Origin of the sequence: Staphylococcus sp. M0911 (assembly GCF_003491325.1) — a bacterium.
Classification (GTDB): domain Bacteria; phylum Bacillota; class Bacilli; order Staphylococcales; family Staphylococcaceae; genus Staphylococcus; species Staphylococcus warneri_A.
The window spans coordinates 1,440,447-1,457,553 of record NZ_CP022881.1; the positions used below are offsets into that span (position 1 = coordinate 1,440,447).

16 protein-coding genes are annotated in these 17,107 nt (G+C 31.7%); 4 read left to right on the top strand and 12 right to left on the bottom strand.

Annotation, left to right across the window (positions count from 1 at the left end; translation table 11 throughout):
- Positions 1 to 44: 44 nt before the first annotated feature.
- The 4 genes from nikB to ssp1_RS07010 are packed head-to-tail and all read left to right on the top strand — an operon-like array spanning position 45 to position 3,323.
- Positions 45 to 1,043, top strand: a complete 999-nt coding sequence (gene nikB / locus ssp1_RS06995; RefSeq protein WP_075778808.1) for a nickel ABC transporter permease — start codon at positions 45 to 47, stop codon at positions 1,041 to 1,043.
- Positions 1,033 to 1,848 carry a nickel transporter permease gene (gene nikC, locus ssp1_RS07000; protein ID WP_002451343.1) on the top strand — a complete coding sequence of 272 codons (816 nt, stop codon included), beginning with the start codon at positions 1,033 to 1,035 and terminating at the stop codon, positions 1,846 to 1,848. The genes nikB and nikC overlap by 11 nt, the downstream gene beginning before the upstream one ends.
- Position 1,849: 1 nt before the next feature.
- Entirely contained in the window at positions 1,850 to 2,623 is a 774-nt protein-coding gene (locus ssp1_RS07005) for an ATP-binding cassette domain-containing protein (RefSeq protein WP_075778809.1), read from the top strand.
- Positions 2,616 to 3,323 carry an ABC transporter ATP-binding protein gene (locus ssp1_RS07010; protein ID WP_075778810.1) on the top strand — a complete coding sequence of 236 codons (708 nt, stop codon included), beginning with the start codon at positions 2,616 to 2,618 and terminating at the stop codon, positions 3,321 to 3,323. Before ssp1_RS07005 ends, ssp1_RS07010 begins: the two co-directional genes overlap by 8 nt.
- A gap of 89 nt (positions 3,324 to 3,412) precedes the next feature.
- Here the strand turns inward: ssp1_RS07010 and ssp1_RS07015 are convergent, their stop codons facing one another.
- The 12 genes from ssp1_RS07015 to ssp1_RS07070 form a co-directional block, all read right to left on the bottom strand.
- Positions 3,413 to 4,429, bottom strand: coding sequence for an ABC transporter substrate-binding protein (locus tag ssp1_RS07015; protein WP_075778811.1), 1,017 nt, complete (start codon positions 4,427 to 4,429; stop codon positions 3,413 to 3,415).
- Between the two features lie 55 nt (positions 4,430 to 4,484).
- A complete protein-coding gene (locus ssp1_RS07020; protein WP_107546672.1) occupies positions 4,485 to 5,261 on the bottom strand; it encodes an HAD-IIB family hydrolase in 777 nt (258 codons plus the stop codon).
- A gap of 836 nt (positions 5,262 to 6,097) precedes the next feature.
- Positions 6,098 to 7,357 carry an aminoacyltransferase gene (locus ssp1_RS07025; protein ID WP_075778812.1) on the bottom strand — a complete coding sequence of 420 codons (1,260 nt, stop codon included), beginning with the start codon at positions 7,355 to 7,357 and terminating at the stop codon, positions 6,098 to 6,100.
- A 42-nt stretch (positions 7,358 to 7,399) separates the two neighbouring features.
- On the bottom strand, positions 7,400 to 8,656 hold the full coding sequence (locus ssp1_RS07030; RefSeq protein WP_118828159.1) for an aminoacyltransferase: 1,257 nt from the start codon (positions 8,654 to 8,656) through the stop codon (positions 7,400 to 7,402).
- Between the two features lie 442 nt (positions 8,657 to 9,098).
- Positions 9,099 to 9,833, bottom strand: coding sequence for a tryptophan synthase subunit alpha (gene trpA / locus ssp1_RS07035; protein ID WP_107535961.1), 735 nt, complete (start codon positions 9,831 to 9,833; stop codon positions 9,099 to 9,101).
- Entirely contained in the window at positions 9,826 to 11,040 is a 1,215-nt protein-coding gene (gene trpB, locus ssp1_RS07040) for a tryptophan synthase subunit beta (protein WP_075778815.1), read from the bottom strand. The genes trpA and trpB overlap by 8 nt, the downstream gene beginning before the upstream one ends.
- 3 nt (positions 11,041 to 11,043) lie before the next feature.
- On the bottom strand, positions 11,044 to 11,664 hold the full coding sequence (locus ssp1_RS07045; RefSeq protein ID WP_118828160.1) for a phosphoribosylanthranilate isomerase: 621 nt from the start codon (positions 11,662 to 11,664) through the stop codon (positions 11,044 to 11,046).
- A complete protein-coding gene (trpC, locus tag ssp1_RS07050; RefSeq protein ID WP_075778817.1) occupies positions 11,655 to 12,455 on the bottom strand; it encodes an indole-3-glycerol phosphate synthase TrpC in 801 nt (266 codons plus the stop codon). The genes ssp1_RS07045 and trpC overlap by 10 nt, the downstream gene beginning before the upstream one ends.
- Positions 12,456 to 13,454: an anthranilate phosphoribosyltransferase gene (gene trpD / locus ssp1_RS07055; protein ID WP_075778818.1), complete on the bottom strand. Its 999-nt coding sequence runs from the start codon at positions 13,452 to 13,454 to the stop codon at positions 12,456 to 12,458.
- Positions 13,455 to 14,030 (bottom strand): anthranilate synthase component II, encoded by a 576-nt coding sequence (locus tag ssp1_RS07060; protein WP_107535959.1) that lies wholly within the window; start codon positions 14,028 to 14,030, stop codon positions 13,455 to 13,457.
- The gene (locus ssp1_RS07065) at positions 14,027 to 15,433 is read right to left on the bottom strand and encodes an anthranilate synthase component I (RefSeq protein WP_075778820.1); all 1,407 of its coding nucleotides are present in this window, start codon (positions 15,431 to 15,433) and stop codon (positions 14,027 to 14,029) included. Before ssp1_RS07065 ends, ssp1_RS07060 begins: the two co-directional genes overlap by 4 nt.
- Before the next feature lie 593 nt (positions 15,434 to 16,026).
- Positions 16,027 to 17,061, bottom strand: a complete 1,035-nt coding sequence (locus tag ssp1_RS07070) for a M42 family metallopeptidase (RefSeq protein WP_107535958.1) — start codon at positions 17,059 to 17,061, stop codon at positions 16,027 to 16,029.
- Positions 17,062 to 17,107 lie beyond the last annotated feature (46 nt).

The following is a 17,107-nucleotide window of genomic DNA, read 5'->3' on the forward strand; positions in this document are numbered from 1 at the left end:
CACTTATACCTTAAATATCATAGACAACTAATGGAGAGATACATATGAATATAATTAAAATAATCACTTCAAAGTGTCTTCAAATGATTGTAGTATTGTTTATCTTATCTACAATTACTTTTATTCTAATGAAATTATCTCCCGGTAATCCAGTAGACAAAATTTTACATTTAGACACTGCACAAGTTTCCAATGCTCAAATCAAAGCGACCGAAAATAAATTAGGACTAAATGAATCACTATTGGCGCAATGGTGGCATTGGATAATCCAAATATTGCATTTAGATTTAGGTGTAAGTTATCAAACTAACGAGCCAGTTAGCCAAGAGATTACAACCTATGCACCTCCTACACTAATCATTACTGTAGGAACATTAATCATGTCAGTCATCATTTCAGTGCCATTAGGTATACTTGCAGCAATTAATTATCATCGTCCAATTGATCGCATAATTAGAATTTTTACCTCTTTATCTGTTAGTTTGCCTGCATTTTTCATAGGTATACTACTATTATATATATTTGATTTAAAATTAAACTTACTTCCTCCAGCTAGTGATGGCCAATGGATATCATACATTCTACCTATCCTAACTATGAGTGTTGGTATGTGCGCCTATCTCATTAGATTAATTAGATCTAATCTACTAGATTTATATCAAAGTCCTATCGTCCAAGCTTCACGACTAAGAGGAATGCCAGAAAAGTATATTTTATTACATGACCTTCTCAAGCCAGCTTTACTGCCAACTATACCACTCATTGGTCTTTCTGTAGGTAGTTTAATAGGTGGCACAGTCGTTATTGAAAATTTATTTGAAATACCTGGTTTAGGCGCGTTTTTAGTTGATAGTATTCGCTCAAGAGATTACCCAGTCATACAAGGTATCGTCTTATTTATAGGTATATTAGTTATTTTGATTAATACATGTGCTGATGTATTAAGTATATGTTTAGATCCTAAACAACGATTAACACAACACTCATGGTTAAAATCGTCTCAATCATATAATGATAAGGAGGCGACACATCATGAAATTTAAAATCAATCGTTCGAATTGGATATTTTATGTATTTTTCATATATGTTTTCATCATTGTTATGATGCAATTTTTTGTTCATGACGATGCTGCTTTAAAAGTGCATTTATCTCAAACATTTGAACCTATGAGTACACAACATTTATTAGGTACAGATGATTACGGTAGGGATTTATTCACTCGTCTCGTAGTAGGTGCACGTTCTACGTTATTTATCACGGTGCTTACTTTAGTATTTACTGTCATTATTGGTGTACCTCTAGGACTACTGTCCGGCTATAAAAAAGGCTGGATAGATATGATCATCATGCGTATGATTGATATCGGTTTAAGTATTCCAGAATTTGTCATCATGATTGCACTCGCAAGTTTCTTCCGTCCAAGTATTTGGAATCTAGTTATTGCTATCACCATAATTAAGTGGATGAATTACACACGGGTGACAAGAGGAATTGTGAATACAGAAATGCATCAATCGTATATTCGTATGGCACAACTTTTCAAAGTTCCTACATTAACGATTTTATTTAAGCATTTATTACCAAAAGTATTACCATCCATTCTTGTATTAATCATTGTGGATTTCGGCAAGATCGTTTTATACATTAGCTCTTTATCATTTTTAGGATTGGGGGCACAGCCGCCATCACCAGAATGGGGGGCAATGTTGCAAGCAGGTCGTGATTTTATAACCTCTCATCCGATTATGATCATTTCACCAGCGACTGTTATCGCTATGACAATATTAATCTTTAACTTAACAGGTGATGCACTACGTGATCGACTATTAAAAGGAAGAGGTGACTAAATTGAATATCATAGAAATTAAAGGACTCACCATCAACGATTCAAACGGTCAACCACTTTTAAATCGTGTTGATTTATCCATTAAGAAACAACAAATCAATGCAATCATTGGTGAAAGTGGGGCGGGTAAAACCGTAACTATGCGTTTTATATTGAATCAATTACCTAAAGATTTTCAAATCGAATATGACTATTTCTTGTTTAATGGGCATGCTATGACACATTTAAATGATAAGTTAGGAAAAGACATTGGCTATATTTCTCAAAACTATACACAAAGTTTTAATGACCATACCAAGTTAGGTAAACAACTCATATCAATTTATCGTACACATTATGATGTATCTAAACAGATTGCTAATACTAAAGTAAAAGAAGCACTCACATGGGTCAATTTACCAAGTGAAGAGATATTAACACGCTATAGTTTTCAATTATCAGGTGGCCAACTAGAACGCGTTTATATTGCGAGTGTACTTATGCTTGATCCTAAGCTTATCATTGCAGATGAACCAGTAGCATCATTAGATATGGTAAATGGCTTACAAATAATGGATTTACTAGAACATATTGTTAGAGACCATCATCAAACTTTATTAATCGTTACACATAATATGAGTCATGTTCTTAAATATGCAGATCAAATTGATGTTATTCAAAATGGACAAATTGTTGATAGAGGTAATCGTTCTTATTTTGAAAGTAAACAATCGACACCGTACACTCAACGGTTATTTCATTTTAGAAGTCATATAAAGAGGGGATATCATGATTAAATTAGACAATATCTCATTCCATTATCATAAACAACAATCCGTATTAAACCATATCAATTTAACAATCGATGATAATGAAATAGTTGGTATTTTAGGTGAAAGTGGATCAGGTAAAAGTACACTTAGTTCACTTTTATTACATGAATTAAAACCAACAACTGGTTCCATTCATGTCGATACACATGATATTTTACCCGTATTCCAACATGCGTCTGAAAGTTTCAATCCTAAGTTAACCATTCAACAATCATTAGCAGAGCCGCTCTTGTATTACAAAAAACAATCTACTCAATATCAACATATTGACCAAATCATTCAAGATACGACGTCATCATTTAACTTGCCATTATCATTACTTAGCAAGTATCCATATGAATTAAGTGGGGGGCAATTGCAAAGATTTAATTTGCTAAGAACATTATTAGTTAAACCAAAAGTATTAATATGTGATGAAATTACTTCAAACCTAGACGTTATCGCAGAACAACATATGTTAGATATCCTAACTGAAAACTATCGTAAACACCCATATACCTTAATCATAATTTCACATGATCTATCTGTAATACAACGTATTTGTCACTGTATAATTGTATTAAAAGATGGGGCGATCGTTGATGATTTTAATACCGATCAACTCTTCAGTCATCAAAGGCATCCCTATACCAAACAACTTGTAGCTTTATATGAATCAAATTAAATTATGTGATAAAACTATACCAAAGAAGCCCAAAGAAAACTTTTATTCAAAGTAACTTTGGGCTTCTTTATATTGAATTTATGAATCAATTATTTTTTATTTTCAAAGGCGTCTTGAATATGTTCAAGTTGATCTATTGTAAGTTGATGACCACCTTCACCAAAATACCAAGCATTAGATTCAAATTGATATACGTTATGATTTTTGATTGCTTTTATATTTTTAATGACCTTATTATTTAGTTCTTTAGGTAAATGCTGATCATTGCCATCTTTTGTTCGATTAATCACAAATAGTTTGTCTGGATTGATTTTATTTAAATACTCATAACTGATTTGATTTCCTGCAGAATTGGCTTTCATGTTATTGTCCGCATGTTGTATACCTATATCTTTATTCAAGAAACCACCAAATCGACCAGTTTGTCCAAAGGCTTTCATACCTTTATCATCTACAACTAGTAGCAATACTTTGTCCTTATTAATCATACGTTTTGTCTCATTTACTTTTTCTTTTAATTCTCGATTAAGTGTGTTGGCTTTATCTTTTTTATCGAAGATTTTACCTAAATGTTGGGTTGTTGTCTCTATAGAAGAAATGTAACTATCATTATTAGGACTGACAAATAAAATTTGAGCATCGGGCGCAGCTTTTTTCATTTCATCGAGTGTTTTTGTATGAGCTTGCCTAAAAGAGGCTAAGATTAAATCTGGTTTAGATTTTGCTAAATTATCGTATTTAGGACGTCCTGGATTGCCTAAATTAATATATTGATCACTTTTAAATTCATTTAAAGCGTGGGGGAGAAATGCATTCCCTTGACCTTTAGCAACTGCTTTTACATGACTTTGTAATCCCATTTGTTGCATAATGTCTAATGCACCATAATCTAAGACAGCCACTCGTTCAGGATTTTTTGGGACCTTAACAGTTTCTGATTTCTTTACACCACGTGAGTGGGTATTATTTTTATCTTTAAACTCATAAGTATTTTTGATACTTACAGTGTCCTTTGAATTTTGATTAGATTGATCTGACGTTTGACTACATGCAGTTAGCGCAATACTAATGAGTAAAATGATAAGTAGTATATATGTATTTTTCATAATGATCCTCCTTATCATTATTTTAAATGAAATTGAGAATCATTATCAATTAATGTTATTGCTTTTTATTTAACCATTTATCCAATTCGTTACATATTGCTTCATTAGTGTCGTCGACTAAAGTAATTTGCGGATTATTAATAAACGTCGTATGATCCATATGTAAATTCGTTACAAAATAGCCACGAGATGCATGTTCTAGCATTTGAATATCGTTGTGATCATTTCCAAATGCGATATAATCGGTTGTAGCTCCAAGGATTTTTTGAATTGTAGTATGTTTATCAATACCTTGAGCTGTAATATCAATATAACTTTCATTTAAATGTTGTATTAGCTCCAGGGAATGAGATTTTTCAGCTAATATAGTAGCAATTTCTTCAAAATCATCTTGACGAATATCTAATATGATAGCTTTAATGGGTTCGACAATGTCATCCATATCCAAAATCTTTGCTGTATGGTTAGGATCAATGCGTTGAAATAATTCATACGTTGCATCTAAGTTAGTTGAATAATTATATTTATCATCTAATATATACTTTAATTGATATGCATGAATAATATCTTTAATTAATTGCAAATCATCCTGTGTAATAGATTTAATCACTTCAATCTGTCCATTTTGAGAAATGATTGAGCCATTACCACCAATAAGTGTAAAATCTTTAAATTCTGGTATAACTGGTAGCAAATCTCTAATTGGACGTGCAGATGCAAATATGACTTGATGTCCGAGTTGCTGTAATTTAAAAATGCGTTCTTCAATACGTTGATCAACGTGGTAACCATCAAATGAAATGGTACCGTCAATATCAAAAACAAAATTCATAAACAAAACTCCTAAATGTTAATATTAAAAATATGGATAAATTATAACATAGCAAATATATAATGAAGAATAGGGTCCCCTATATCGAATATCTATAACTTCCTATAATATATATTATGTAAACTAAAATCTAAAAATCAATAGAGGGCTATTATTCATGTCTTATAAACAGTTATAACTAATTAAAACGAATCCGTTCACATTTTGATTGATATAATCATTCGTTACTAAGACTTGTATTCTTAAATGTTCATTTCCTTAAACTCATATGTCAACCTAACGATACGTTAAATGATCAGTGTATTTAACCTTAAATCCAATATAATTCTTAACTTAGTCTTTGAAATACTTAATGTTATATTAGCAATGTAATTACATCTAATGACCAGTTATCCATCAAAGTAACTCTCGATGCAACTGAGACACTCTCACAGCATCAATATATTGTTTACACATGTTATACATATTAAATCTATAACATGTGTAAACGTTTATTTGTATTATTTATGAGTTTTTTCAAATTATCCAATCATCAACTATTTGATTAGAATATAGTTGCTATTTGATACCCAGTAAATCATTTTTACTTTATGACTTATTTTAAGTACTCAAAATAAATACAATAAGCATTTTATAAGTTATTTATTAGAAAATTCTCTATGACTATCATTGTTAAGGCTTTTGGTTATGCTATGATAATTTTAGTAGGGTGCAATATGATTTTAAATTAGATTTTTATAAAAATTATTTGTAGAATTTCACTTTATAAAAAAAGACATAAAAAAGGCTGAGACATTTATCTCAACCTAGTCATATCAATATAATTGCTATGTTTATTACTTTTTAACTTTTCTACGAATACGGTCTAATGTAGTGAATAACCAATATTTAACTTTGTTAATTGGCTTATAAAAATCTCCTATTAACTCTTCAATTTGAACATTAAATCCACGTTTAAAGCGATAAACACCATAGTCCTCACTATTTTCAGTAAAATCACCAGATAATCCATAGAAATTGTAACGATCATAACCATTATCGAAGCAATAATTAATCATGAACCAATGCATCATGTATGGTCCCATGTATTGATTGAATTTTTCTGATGAACCACCTGAGAAGTAGTTGACTTCATAAGCATTTGCAAAGTAAACACCAGAAGCAAGATTCAATACTGGGCCATCAGTTTGACGGATTTCACTAGCTTGTAGCATTTCTTTTTTATCATGCTCAATTTGCTTGTCTAATTCACTTATTTTCTTCAATTGCTTATCACTTTTGTTTTCTTTAGCCATCATTTGATCACGACGGTTTTCTTTATCATTTAATGAATGCTGTAATGACTCAATGTATTCATCTAAATCAATATATGCTAAAGGTACTAAGACCTTATCACCGAAATGATCAATGAAATTATAGAAATATTGATCGGTTTTTGAAGCAAATCCTGTTCTTTCTTCAGTTTCACGATATAGTTCTAAGAAAAGATCAAATTCATCCCTACTTAGAAATCTCACTTTCACTCCGTAGTTTATCGCTTTATTAATATTTCTTTTACGTTGACTATCGAATTCTTTCTTCAATGAAGCAGGTGTTTTGCCCTCTAAGTTTAAAACACCCATCCATCTTACTTGACTGAAGCTATCATAAGATGTTGTGAAACCATGATGTTCATAACCGTGAGATTTAAATAAATTAACAAGTGCATCGTTTTTCTCATGATTATCAAGTGGTTTAATATCTTTATCATAAATTTGATAAATCCAATATGGATCCATTTTGACATATAAACATTGATGTTGATGTAAATATTTATCTAATTCTCTCAAATAAAAATCAACTAACCCTAAGTCAGAGTAATCCATGACTGGACCACGATTTGAGTAATACACATAACTACCCATAGTTGGAATTTTTGAAAATAGACTTGCTGCAATGACCTTATTGTTTTCATCTTTAATACCTAATAATACAACCTGAAAACCATCCGTTTCACGAGTAGCTATATTTTCTTTTACCTGAAAATAATGACTTTCTAATGATGGATTTTGTACAAAGTTCTCAAATTCTTTAACTGTCAACTCTGTAAATTTCATAATTAGATAATTCCCTTCCTAATAAAAATTTATTATTTATGCTTATTTTTTAAGTAATTTTTTTAATGTCGTATAAACAGTGTACATAGGTTTATTAATTGGTTTAATGAAATCTCCTACATATTCTATAACATCAGCATTATACCCTTTTTTGAATTTAATTACGCCTGCGTCTTCTGCATCTTCTGAGAAATCTCCACTAATGCCATAGAAATTATAGCGATCAATACCATGGTCTAATGCATAATTAATCATCGTCCACTGCACTGCATAACTACCTGCAAAGTGGCGATATTTATTTGAAGTACCACCTGCATAATAAACAACTTCAAATGGATTGATGAAGAAATAACCAGCAGAAATGGGTAATTCATTGCCATGTTCGGCTTGGAGTTGTTGTGCTTCATCTATTTTTTGTTGATTAGCTGCTAATTGTTGTTCTAGATTCGCTTTCTTATTATGTGATTTCTTATTTTCAGGACGCTTTTCAATATCTTTCAGCGCTTTGTTTAAATCTTTAGTTAACGTTTCTTTTTCATTGTTTAGTTCTTCAAGATATTCATCAAAATTAATATATGCTAAAGGCACTAAGACACGATCCTTAAAGTGCTTATATCGATCATAATAATAACTATCATCTCTATCTAAGAATTCTTTTGACTCTGAAGTATCTTCCATGAATGATCTAAAAATAGGTAACTCATCTTCTGATAAGAATTTAACTTTCACACCATTTTTTTGTACTTTTTTAGTATTACGTTTACGTAAATTATCCATATCGTTTAAAACATCTTTGGCCGTTTTATCTTTTAGATTCAATACTAAATGGTATCTTACTTGTAGTATTGGATCGAAACCATTGTGGAAACCTTCATGTTTAAAACCTAATGTTGACAATTTATCAAATATCCAATCATTTCCAGCATTTTCAGTAATCTCTCCATCATGATTGCGATATTGATATGGAAGATATGGATCGACTCTTAAATATAAACAATGATGTTTTTTTACATATTTACTTAATTCATTAAAGAAGAAATGAACTAATTCTTTGTTATCATAATCAATGACTGGTCCTCTATTAGTATAGAAATATTTAAAAAATTTCATCACTGGTACTGCAGTTAATAAGCAAGCTGCAATCACTTCATTGTCGTTATTTTTAATTCCAACAAGATGTGACTCTGTCCCTTCAGCTAGTTTTAATTCATAGTTACCTACCATTTGCGTAAAATGAGTATATGGCATTTGGTCTGTAAAATCGCCAAATTCTTTAGCGGTTAAGTTTGTAAACTTCATAATCATAACTCCTATTGTATTTATCTCTATTTTTTCTCTCTATTTAAGAATTCGAATTGAGTTCATACCATGCTTAATTCAAGCGTTGTTACTATTTATCGTTATTATTTACACTAACACTGTGCGTAACAACATTGATATTATCAAACTAATTGTAACAATCTAAGTTGTTTTTTATTTTTCATGACTCTAATTAGTTAAATGCAATGACTCATCAAATACTTAGTCATACAACTTAAATTGAATATACGTAATAATAGTATGAGTCGAACTTTTATCAACTCATACTATTATCGTATTATCACCTATTATTTTAATGCATTTGCAAATCTAATGCCAATGACTTCCCTTATAACAACACAAATTTATACTAATCAAGTATAATCAATGTCAAATCGTGTAATAATTTACATATATCCTTTCCAATTACATTCTATTTAAATTAATTTATCTGATTTAATGCATCTCGTATTGATTTAAGATAGCTGATATTTTCTTCTGTAGTATCATTAGCAAATCGTTTAACGATTTCACTACCAATGACCACGCCATCTGCTATTTGTGAAATATCTTTCACATGTTGCACATTTCTAATACCAAACCCAGCTACGACTGGTACTTTTGCAAATGTCTTAATTGTGTCTAATTTAGACTTTAATTCTGGGTGGAATGTGCCATCCTTACCTGTAGTCGCATTCATCGTTACGGTATAAATAAAACCTTCTGCATTTTTGGCAATCAATTTCATTCGCTCTTCAGATGTTGTCATTGCAATGAGTGATATTAATTTCACATTATATTTATGAGCTTGTTCTTTTAATTGTTGTCCAAGTTCAAAAGGTAAATCAGGAATAATAAGACCATACACACCTGCACGTTCACATGCTTTAAAAAATAATGTTTCTCCATAATGGCATACAATATTGTAATATGTCATTAATACATACGGACAGTCGATGTCATTTTGATGCAATTCAAGTTCCTTAAAGATATAATCAATGTTAATACCTTCTTCAATCGCTTTTCCCCCTGCTTCCATGATTGTAGGACCATCTGCAACTGGATCTGAAAATGGCACACCTACTTCAATCATATCTGCACCATTTTGACAAAGTAATGTCATATTCTCTATCAATTGATGGTTTGCCATAATATAAGGTATAAATAATTTATTCATTGACTTCACCTCTTTGTTGTGTATATTGACGTATCGTTTCCATATCTTTATCACCACGACCAGAAACGGTAACGACTATAATTTTATCCTTATTCATAGTAGGTGCTAATCGCTCTACGTAGCTTAATGCATGTGCACTTTCAATAGCAGGAATAATGCCTTCAGCTTTAGTAAATCGAATTAATGCTTCCATCGCCTGTTCATCACTTGCATCTGTATAAGTGACGCGTCCAATATCATGATAATAAGAATGTTCTGGTCCTATTCCAGGATAATCTAAACCAGCTGAAATGGAGTGTGCCAATTGAACTTGACCATGTTCATCTTGTATTAAATACATTTTAGCACCATGTAACACACCTGGACTTCCTTTACCTATAGCTAATGCATGTTTATCAGTAAGTTTACCTTTACCAGCTGCTTCAACACCATATAATTTCACATCATCTTGGATAAAAGGATAAAACGTTCCAATTGCATTTGAACCCCCACCAATACAAGCAACAACCGCATCAGGTAAACGTTGTTCTTTATTCAATATTTGTGTTTTAATCTCTTTACCTATCACACTTTGAAAATCTCTAACAATAGTTGGGAAAGGGTCAGGTCCAAGAGCGGAACCTAAAAGATAGTGTGTATCTTCAACATGACTAACCCAATATTGTAGTGCTTTATTTACAGCATCTGACAAAGTACCTTGACCTTCCTCGACAGAAACTACTTTAGCGCCGAGTAGTTCCATTCTAAAAACATTTAATTGTTGTCTTTGGATATCCTCTTTACCCATAAAAACAATTAAGTCCATATCAAATAATGCTGCAACTGTTGCACTTGCTACACCATGTTGTCCTGCCCCAGTTTCTGCTACTAATTTACGTTTTCCCATACGTTTAGCCAATAACGCTTGTCCTAATGCATTATTAATTTTATGAGCTCCTGTATGGTTTAAGTCTTCTCTTTTTAAATATATTTTTGCGCCACCTAAAGATTCTGAATATGCTTTAGCATAAGTTAAAGGTGTTTCTCTACCTACGTATTCTTTTAAATAATACTGTAATTCATCTTGAAAAGTCGGATCATTTTTTGCCTTTTTATACGCTTGTTTTAATTCTATGATTGCTGGCATTAATGTTTCAGGGACATATTGGCCTCCATAAGACCCAAAAAATCCTAAGTCATCTGCGTCTGTTTGAATATGTGTATTCATTGTTTATTCTCCTTTCACAATGTTAACGATTTTTTTCATTTTTTTGACATCTTTATGATGCTTGATTTCAATGCCAGAGGCTACATCATAGCCACTGTGTTGCAATGATAAATGTTGAATATGTTTGATATGTTGATCAGTTAATCCTCCTGCAATTAAAAATGATATACCTTTGATATTATCTAATAGATGCCAATCATAGATTTGCCCCGTACCTCCAAATTGGTCTGAAGGAGTATCAATAATAAAAAAGTCTACAGCTTCTTTGTAATAAACTATTTGATCTTGCAACTTTTGATGTGCAGGCAATGCTTTAATAACTTTAATATGGGGATATTGTGATTTTGTCCATTTCATGATTTCTATCGGTTCATTGCCATGAAATTGAATTGTGTTGATATTTGTATGTGTCACAAGATTTTGAATTTGTGTTTGATCTGGATTGACTAATACTACTACACGGTCAATATAACTAGGTACGAGTGTGGTTAATTGCTGAATTTGATTCATGTCGCAATGGCGACGGCTATTTGGAAAATGAATAAACCCAATCGCATCTATAGGCAATTCAATCGCTTTAAGTACATCTTCTTTACTTTTAAAACCACAAAATTTTAAATACATGATTTCACCTTTTTCAACTTTAATTGTGGTAAAAATTGACTTAAATCGTCGCATTTCATTAATGCTTCACCAATAAGTAACCCATCGATACCGGAGTGAACAATTTTCTCTACATCTGATTGATTGTGAATACCACTTTCAGAAATATAGTGAAAGTCATCTTTTTTATGTGCTAATATCTGATTTGTGTGGGCTACATCTGTCACAAATCGCTTTAAGTCTCTATTATTAACACCTATGATTTCTGGTTTAAGCTCGTAAGCTCTTTGCAGTTCTTGACTATCATGAACTTCTACTAATACTTCTAAATCTAATTGACAGGCATAGTGATATAAACGATGGAGTTGTTCATCCGTTAAAATATTAACAATGAGTAGAATGATTGATGCACCTGCTGCTTTAGCTACATCAATTTGAATTTCATCTATCACAAAATCCTTACATAATACGGGTAATGACGTTTGTTTAGATAGTTGTTGTAATCGTTCGAAACTGCCACCAAAATAACGTTCATCCGTTAAGATAGAAATGGCATTGGCTCCATAAGTTTCATAATCTTTAATTTGTTGTGTCAAATTACGTTCAGGTAATTGCTTTACAGTTGGACTTTTCGATTTAATTTCTGCAATAATAGATAATTCTTTGTCATTTACTAAACTCGATTTCAAGGTGTTCTTTTTAGATGGTTGATTACATTGAGTATCTTTATTTATAGTTTTAAGTTTTTCATGATAATAATGACTAGATAATAATTCTTTTTTATATAATACAATTTCGTCTAATATTGTCATTTAATTCTCCACCATTCTTAAATATTGTTTCATAGCTGTTCCATCATCTATGAGTTGTTGTGCAAGTTGAACACCTGTTGCAATATCATTCACCTTTTCTGATACGTATAAAGCTATGCCCGCATTGAGCACCACTACATCTCTCTTACTCGAATGATCTTGGCCGTTTAAAATATTTACCGCAATGGCTTTGTTTTCTTCTGGTGTGCCACCTTTTAATGTGTCGTTAGCTGCGTTTTTTAAGCCAAAGTCTTTAGCATTAATCGTATAATGTTGAATATCTTGGCCAGCATTGACTTCATATATTAAATTGTCACCAGATAAACTTGCTTCATCCATACCACCAGCACCATGTATTACGACTGCTTTTTTACGTCCTAAATCTTTTACAGTTTGTGCCACATTTGCCAATTGAAATCGATCATAGATACCCATAGTTTGATATGTTAGTTTGAACGGGTTAATTAAAGGTCCCACAAGATTAAATATGGTTGGTTTAGTTATCATTTTTCTAATAGGTTGAATATATTTCATAATTGGATAAGATTCTGTCGCACTTACAAATGCTAAATGGTATCGATTTAATTGTTGGGTCACATCTTTAACTGGTGTGGTTTTAATATTTAATTGGTCTAGCAAATCTGTACTACCGGAATTTGAAGTGATACTTTTATTTCCGTGTTTAATGATTGATGAACCCGCACTAGCTACGACAAATGAAGCGGTCGTTGATATATTAAAACTTCCCGAACGATCACCACCAGTTCCACAAATACACATCGAGCCTTCATAAACAGGTTGTTCTTTATACATCGTTTTGATTAAACTTTGAGCTAAAAATGTTAATTCAGTTTGTTGCATTTCTTTTTCTGTATATGATTTCAAAGCCTCATATTTGATTTGATTTTCGATTTGAGGATTAATCATTAAATCGATAAACGCCTTCATATCTTGTTGGTTTAAATGTTGTTGCTGTTCTAATTGTTGTAAAATTCCCATCTAATCATCCTTTACTACTAAGTTAATAAAATTCTTAATTACATCTTCTCCATACTCCGTCGCGAATGACTCTGGATGATATTGAATACCAAAATGTAAATGATTGATATGTTCAAATGATTGTATGCAATCAGATGTCTCTCCTGTCACGACTAAAGTGTCTGGAAATTGCTTCCTATCACTGACGAGCGAATGATATCTCATGATATTAAATGTACTTGGTAAATTGGTATATAGTATGGAGGGCTTTTGAAGAATGACTTGATCTACCTTACCGTGCATGACGGATTTACCTTGTATCACTCGACCTCCGTAATAACATGTGAGTGCTTGAGCACCCAAACATACGCCTAAAATCGTCTTATCTTTATATTGATGAATAATTTTAAGTAATAAATCATTGTCTAAAGGATGTCCTGGCCCTGGTGAAATAATGACACCTTCTACATCTTGATGTATAACTTGCTCATCATCTGGATATAATACTTTGACTTTATTTTGATTCGATATACATTGGGCTACTATATCTACTAAGTTATAGGTGAATGAATCATAGTTATCTACGATTAATATCATGGCGACACCTCCAATAAACTTTTAGCTTTTAGTTTAGTTTCTTCTAATTCCTTATATGGCTCTGAATCATACACAACACCACAGCCAGCTTCTACATTGATATATGTCTCATCTACCATCATCGTTCTTATAGCTAATGCTAAATCTAAGTTATGATTACAGTTTATATAACCAATACCACCGCTATAAACGCCTCGCTTATGTGGCATAACTTCATATATTCTTTGAATAGCTCTTAATTTAGGTGCACCAGATACAGTTCCTGTAGGTAATAGACTTGCGATTACAGACATAGGTGAAATATTATTCTTAATTTCGCCTGTTACTTCACTTACAATGTGCATGACATGTTCATATTTTTCGATTTCCATTAATTTCTTGATATGTGATGTGCCCGTTTTACAGATTCGATGAATATCATTTCTACCTAAGTCAACGAGCATACTATGCTCACTTTTTTCTTTTTCATCGTTAATGAGTAGATGCGCATTGTTTTGATCTTCCTCTGGTGTTCGTCCTCTTCGTATTGTTCCAGCAATAGGGTTTGTGACAACTGTTCCATTTTGAACTTTGACAAAGCTTTCAGGTGAACTGCCAATGATTATTGGTTTCTCCATATTGATGTAATACATATATGGACTCGGATTTTGCCTTTTGAGATTTTGATATAACTGGAACGATAATGCTTGTAATTGATTATTAAAGTGATGTTTGTATCGATAAATACGTGATGGAACAACTTGGAACATATCCCCTTCTGTTATTTTCTTTTTAAAATCACTCACTATATTCATAAAATGTTGTTCACTCACGTTTGCTTCGATTTGTTTATCTTGAACTTGAAATGAAACTTTGGGTTGATATACTTGGATTGCTTTAAGATCCTCAATACGTTCTTTGACTCGTTGTATTAATACGTCTTGTTTAACTTGAGAAAATAAATTTGTACTAATGATGTAAAGTTCATCCTTGTAGTGATCAAATACATAAACATCTTCAATCATATAGAATTTGACGTCATGTTGAGGATGATCTTCTAACTCAATTTGCTTTAATATTGGAAATTCATGTCTTACTAAATCAAAGCTACAAGTGCCAATAAAACCTGAAATAAAAGGTAATTCTTGTAGTGTTTGATCTTCAATGTCAGCATAATAACTATTCACAAATTCCTTTAAGTATTGATAAGGCTTTTCTGTTTTAGTTTCTTTCTTTTGTTGAGTAATAATTTGGAGTTGTTTATTGTCTAATGTGACTTTGCCATAACTATCAAAAACGACAATAGAATATCGCCCTTTTAGTTTTTCTTGGCTCGTGCTTTCTAATATGATTTTGTTGTGCTTAAGTTGAGCTAATGTTTCTGGTGTAATATTGGCCTGTAACTTTTCATAATATAGTTCCAATTCAATTCACTCCTTTATTATTTCAGTTTGCTTAAACTTTATTGAAAGTGATTTTTGGTTTGTTAGGTATACTTAATTTTTAAAGTTTAAAGTAATGCTTCGATTGTTAAATATAAAAAATCAGCCTCCTATAAAAGGACGCTGACGCGTGGTACCACCTTAATTAACGCAATATTCTTAATATTCGGAATATTGTACGTTCACTCTTTGTTAATATTTAGTTGTTATGGTACAAAACCCAATTTCATTTATAGTGGTGTTAGTTCTCATCACCCACTAACTTTCTGACACTACCTTACTATAAACTACTACATTTTGTACGAAATAAAAGCACCACGATACGCGTAAAATCAATAAGGACGCGTTACCGTGGTGCCACCTTAGTTAACAAATATTTCTTGTTCACTTTAATGCTATTTAATTTTATATTCGAAAGCCCAATTCACTAAATATGATGTGCTAATTTTCATTACCCATTAGCTTTCTATTTGCTACAGTTCATATTCGCTACTTTATCTTTCGAATTGTTTAACAATTCTAATTATTTAGTATAATACATCCCTTAAATATTTTTGTCAACGCTAAATCTTATTTTATTTGTTAATCGGAGACATACAATACGCATATAATAAATTTTGAGTTGCTTCAATTGATTCAATATGCGTTCTTTCTAAAGCATGCGAGGACTCTATGCCTGCTCCAAATAAACCATGTCTTATATCAGCTCCTGCTCTTAGTGCTGTAGTAGCATCAGAGGTATAATATGGGTATATATCCACTTTATATGGAATACCATTCATTTTACATAGTTGCACAAGTTGTGAACGAAGCCCTTTATGGTAAGGTCCAGAACTATCTTTTGCACAGATAGATACGGTATATTCATCTGAAGATTGACCATCACCTAATGCACCCATGTCCAATGCGATAAAATCTACAATATTTTCTGATAATGAAGCATTTGCGCCATAGCCAATCTCTTCATTATTTGAAATATAAAATTGAGTTGTGTGTGGTAGCCTAATATTTTCTTCTTTAATTTTTTTCAATAATTCTATAATCATTGCTACGCTTGCTTTATCATCTAAGTGACGTGACTTAATAAATCCAGATTGAGTAATTTCAGTTCTTGGATCAAAGCTGACAAAGTCCCCTACATCTATGCCTAAGTCTTTCGTATCTTGAATTGAGTTTGTTTTTTCATCAATTCGAATTTCCATATGTTCTATATCTCTAGGTACTTTATGATTATTTTTATATACATGCACACTTGTTTCATGTAAACATATCGTTCCCGTATATATGTCGCCTGCCTCTGTTTGAATTTCACAGTATTCACCTTCAATCGCATTAAAGTGAAATCCTCCTATTAAATCAATTGCCAAACGTCCATCTTCTTTAATTTCTTTTACCATTGCACCTAACGTATCAACATGTGCTGTAATACATCGTTGCTGCTCTTGATTATCTCCCTCAACATTAATAATCAAAGCACCTTTATTCGTCAACTCTGTAGAATATCCTATTTCTTCTACTGTCTGCTTCACATATTGTATTGCTTTTTCAGCATTCCCAGATGGACTATTAATCTCTGTTAAAGTTTTGATTGTTTGTAGAATATCGCTCATTGTTATCCCCTTTCACATTTCTATGTTATTTAACTTTAGTTTAGAC

Coding starts and splice junctions, on each gene's coding strand:
- nikB (WP_075778808.1), top strand. CDS start 45: ATGAATATAATTAAAATAATCACTTCAAAGTGTCTTCAAATGATTGTA.
- nikC (WP_002451343.1), top strand. CDS start 1,033: ATGAAATTTAAAATCAATCGTTCGAATTGGATATTTTATGTATTTTTC.
- ssp1_RS07010 (WP_075778810.1), top strand. CDS start 2,616: ATGATTAAATTAGACAATATCTCATTCCATTATCATAAACAACAATCC.
- ssp1_RS07015 (WP_075778811.1), bottom strand. CDS start 4,429: ATGAAAAATACATATATACTACTTATCATTTTACTCATTAGTATTGCG.
- ssp1_RS07020 (WP_107546672.1), bottom strand. CDS start 5,261: ATGAATTTTGTTTTTGATATTGACGGTACCATTTCATTTGATGGTTAC.
- ssp1_RS07025 (WP_075778812.1), bottom strand. CDS start 7,357: ATGAAATTTACAGAGTTGACAGTTAAAGAATTTGAGAACTTTGTACAA.
- ssp1_RS07030 (WP_118828159.1), bottom strand. CDS start 8,656: ATGAAGTTTACAAACTTAACCGCTAAAGAATTTGGCGATTTTACAGAC.
- trpA (WP_107535961.1), bottom strand. CDS start 9,833: ATGAATAAATTATTTATACCTTATATTATGGCAAACCATCAATTGATA.
- trpB (WP_075778815.1), bottom strand. CDS start 11,040: ATGAATACACATATTCAAACAGACGCAGATGACTTAGGATTTTTTGGG.
- ssp1_RS07045 (WP_118828160.1), bottom strand. CDS start 11,664: ATGTATTTAAAATTTTGTGGTTTTAAAAGTAAAGAAGATGTACTTAAA.
- trpC (WP_075778817.1), bottom strand. CDS start 12,455: ATGACAATATTAGACGAAATTGTATTATATAAAAAAGAATTATTATCT.
- trpD (WP_075778818.1), bottom strand. CDS start 13,454: ATGGGAATTTTACAACAATTAGAACAGCAACAACATTTAAACCAACAA.
- ssp1_RS07060 (WP_107535959.1), bottom strand. CDS start 14,030: ATGATATTAATCGTAGATAACTATGATTCATTCACCTATAACTTAGTA.
- ssp1_RS07070 (WP_107535958.1), bottom strand. CDS start 17,061: ATGAGCGATATTCTACAAACAATCAAAACTTTAACAGAGATTAATAGT.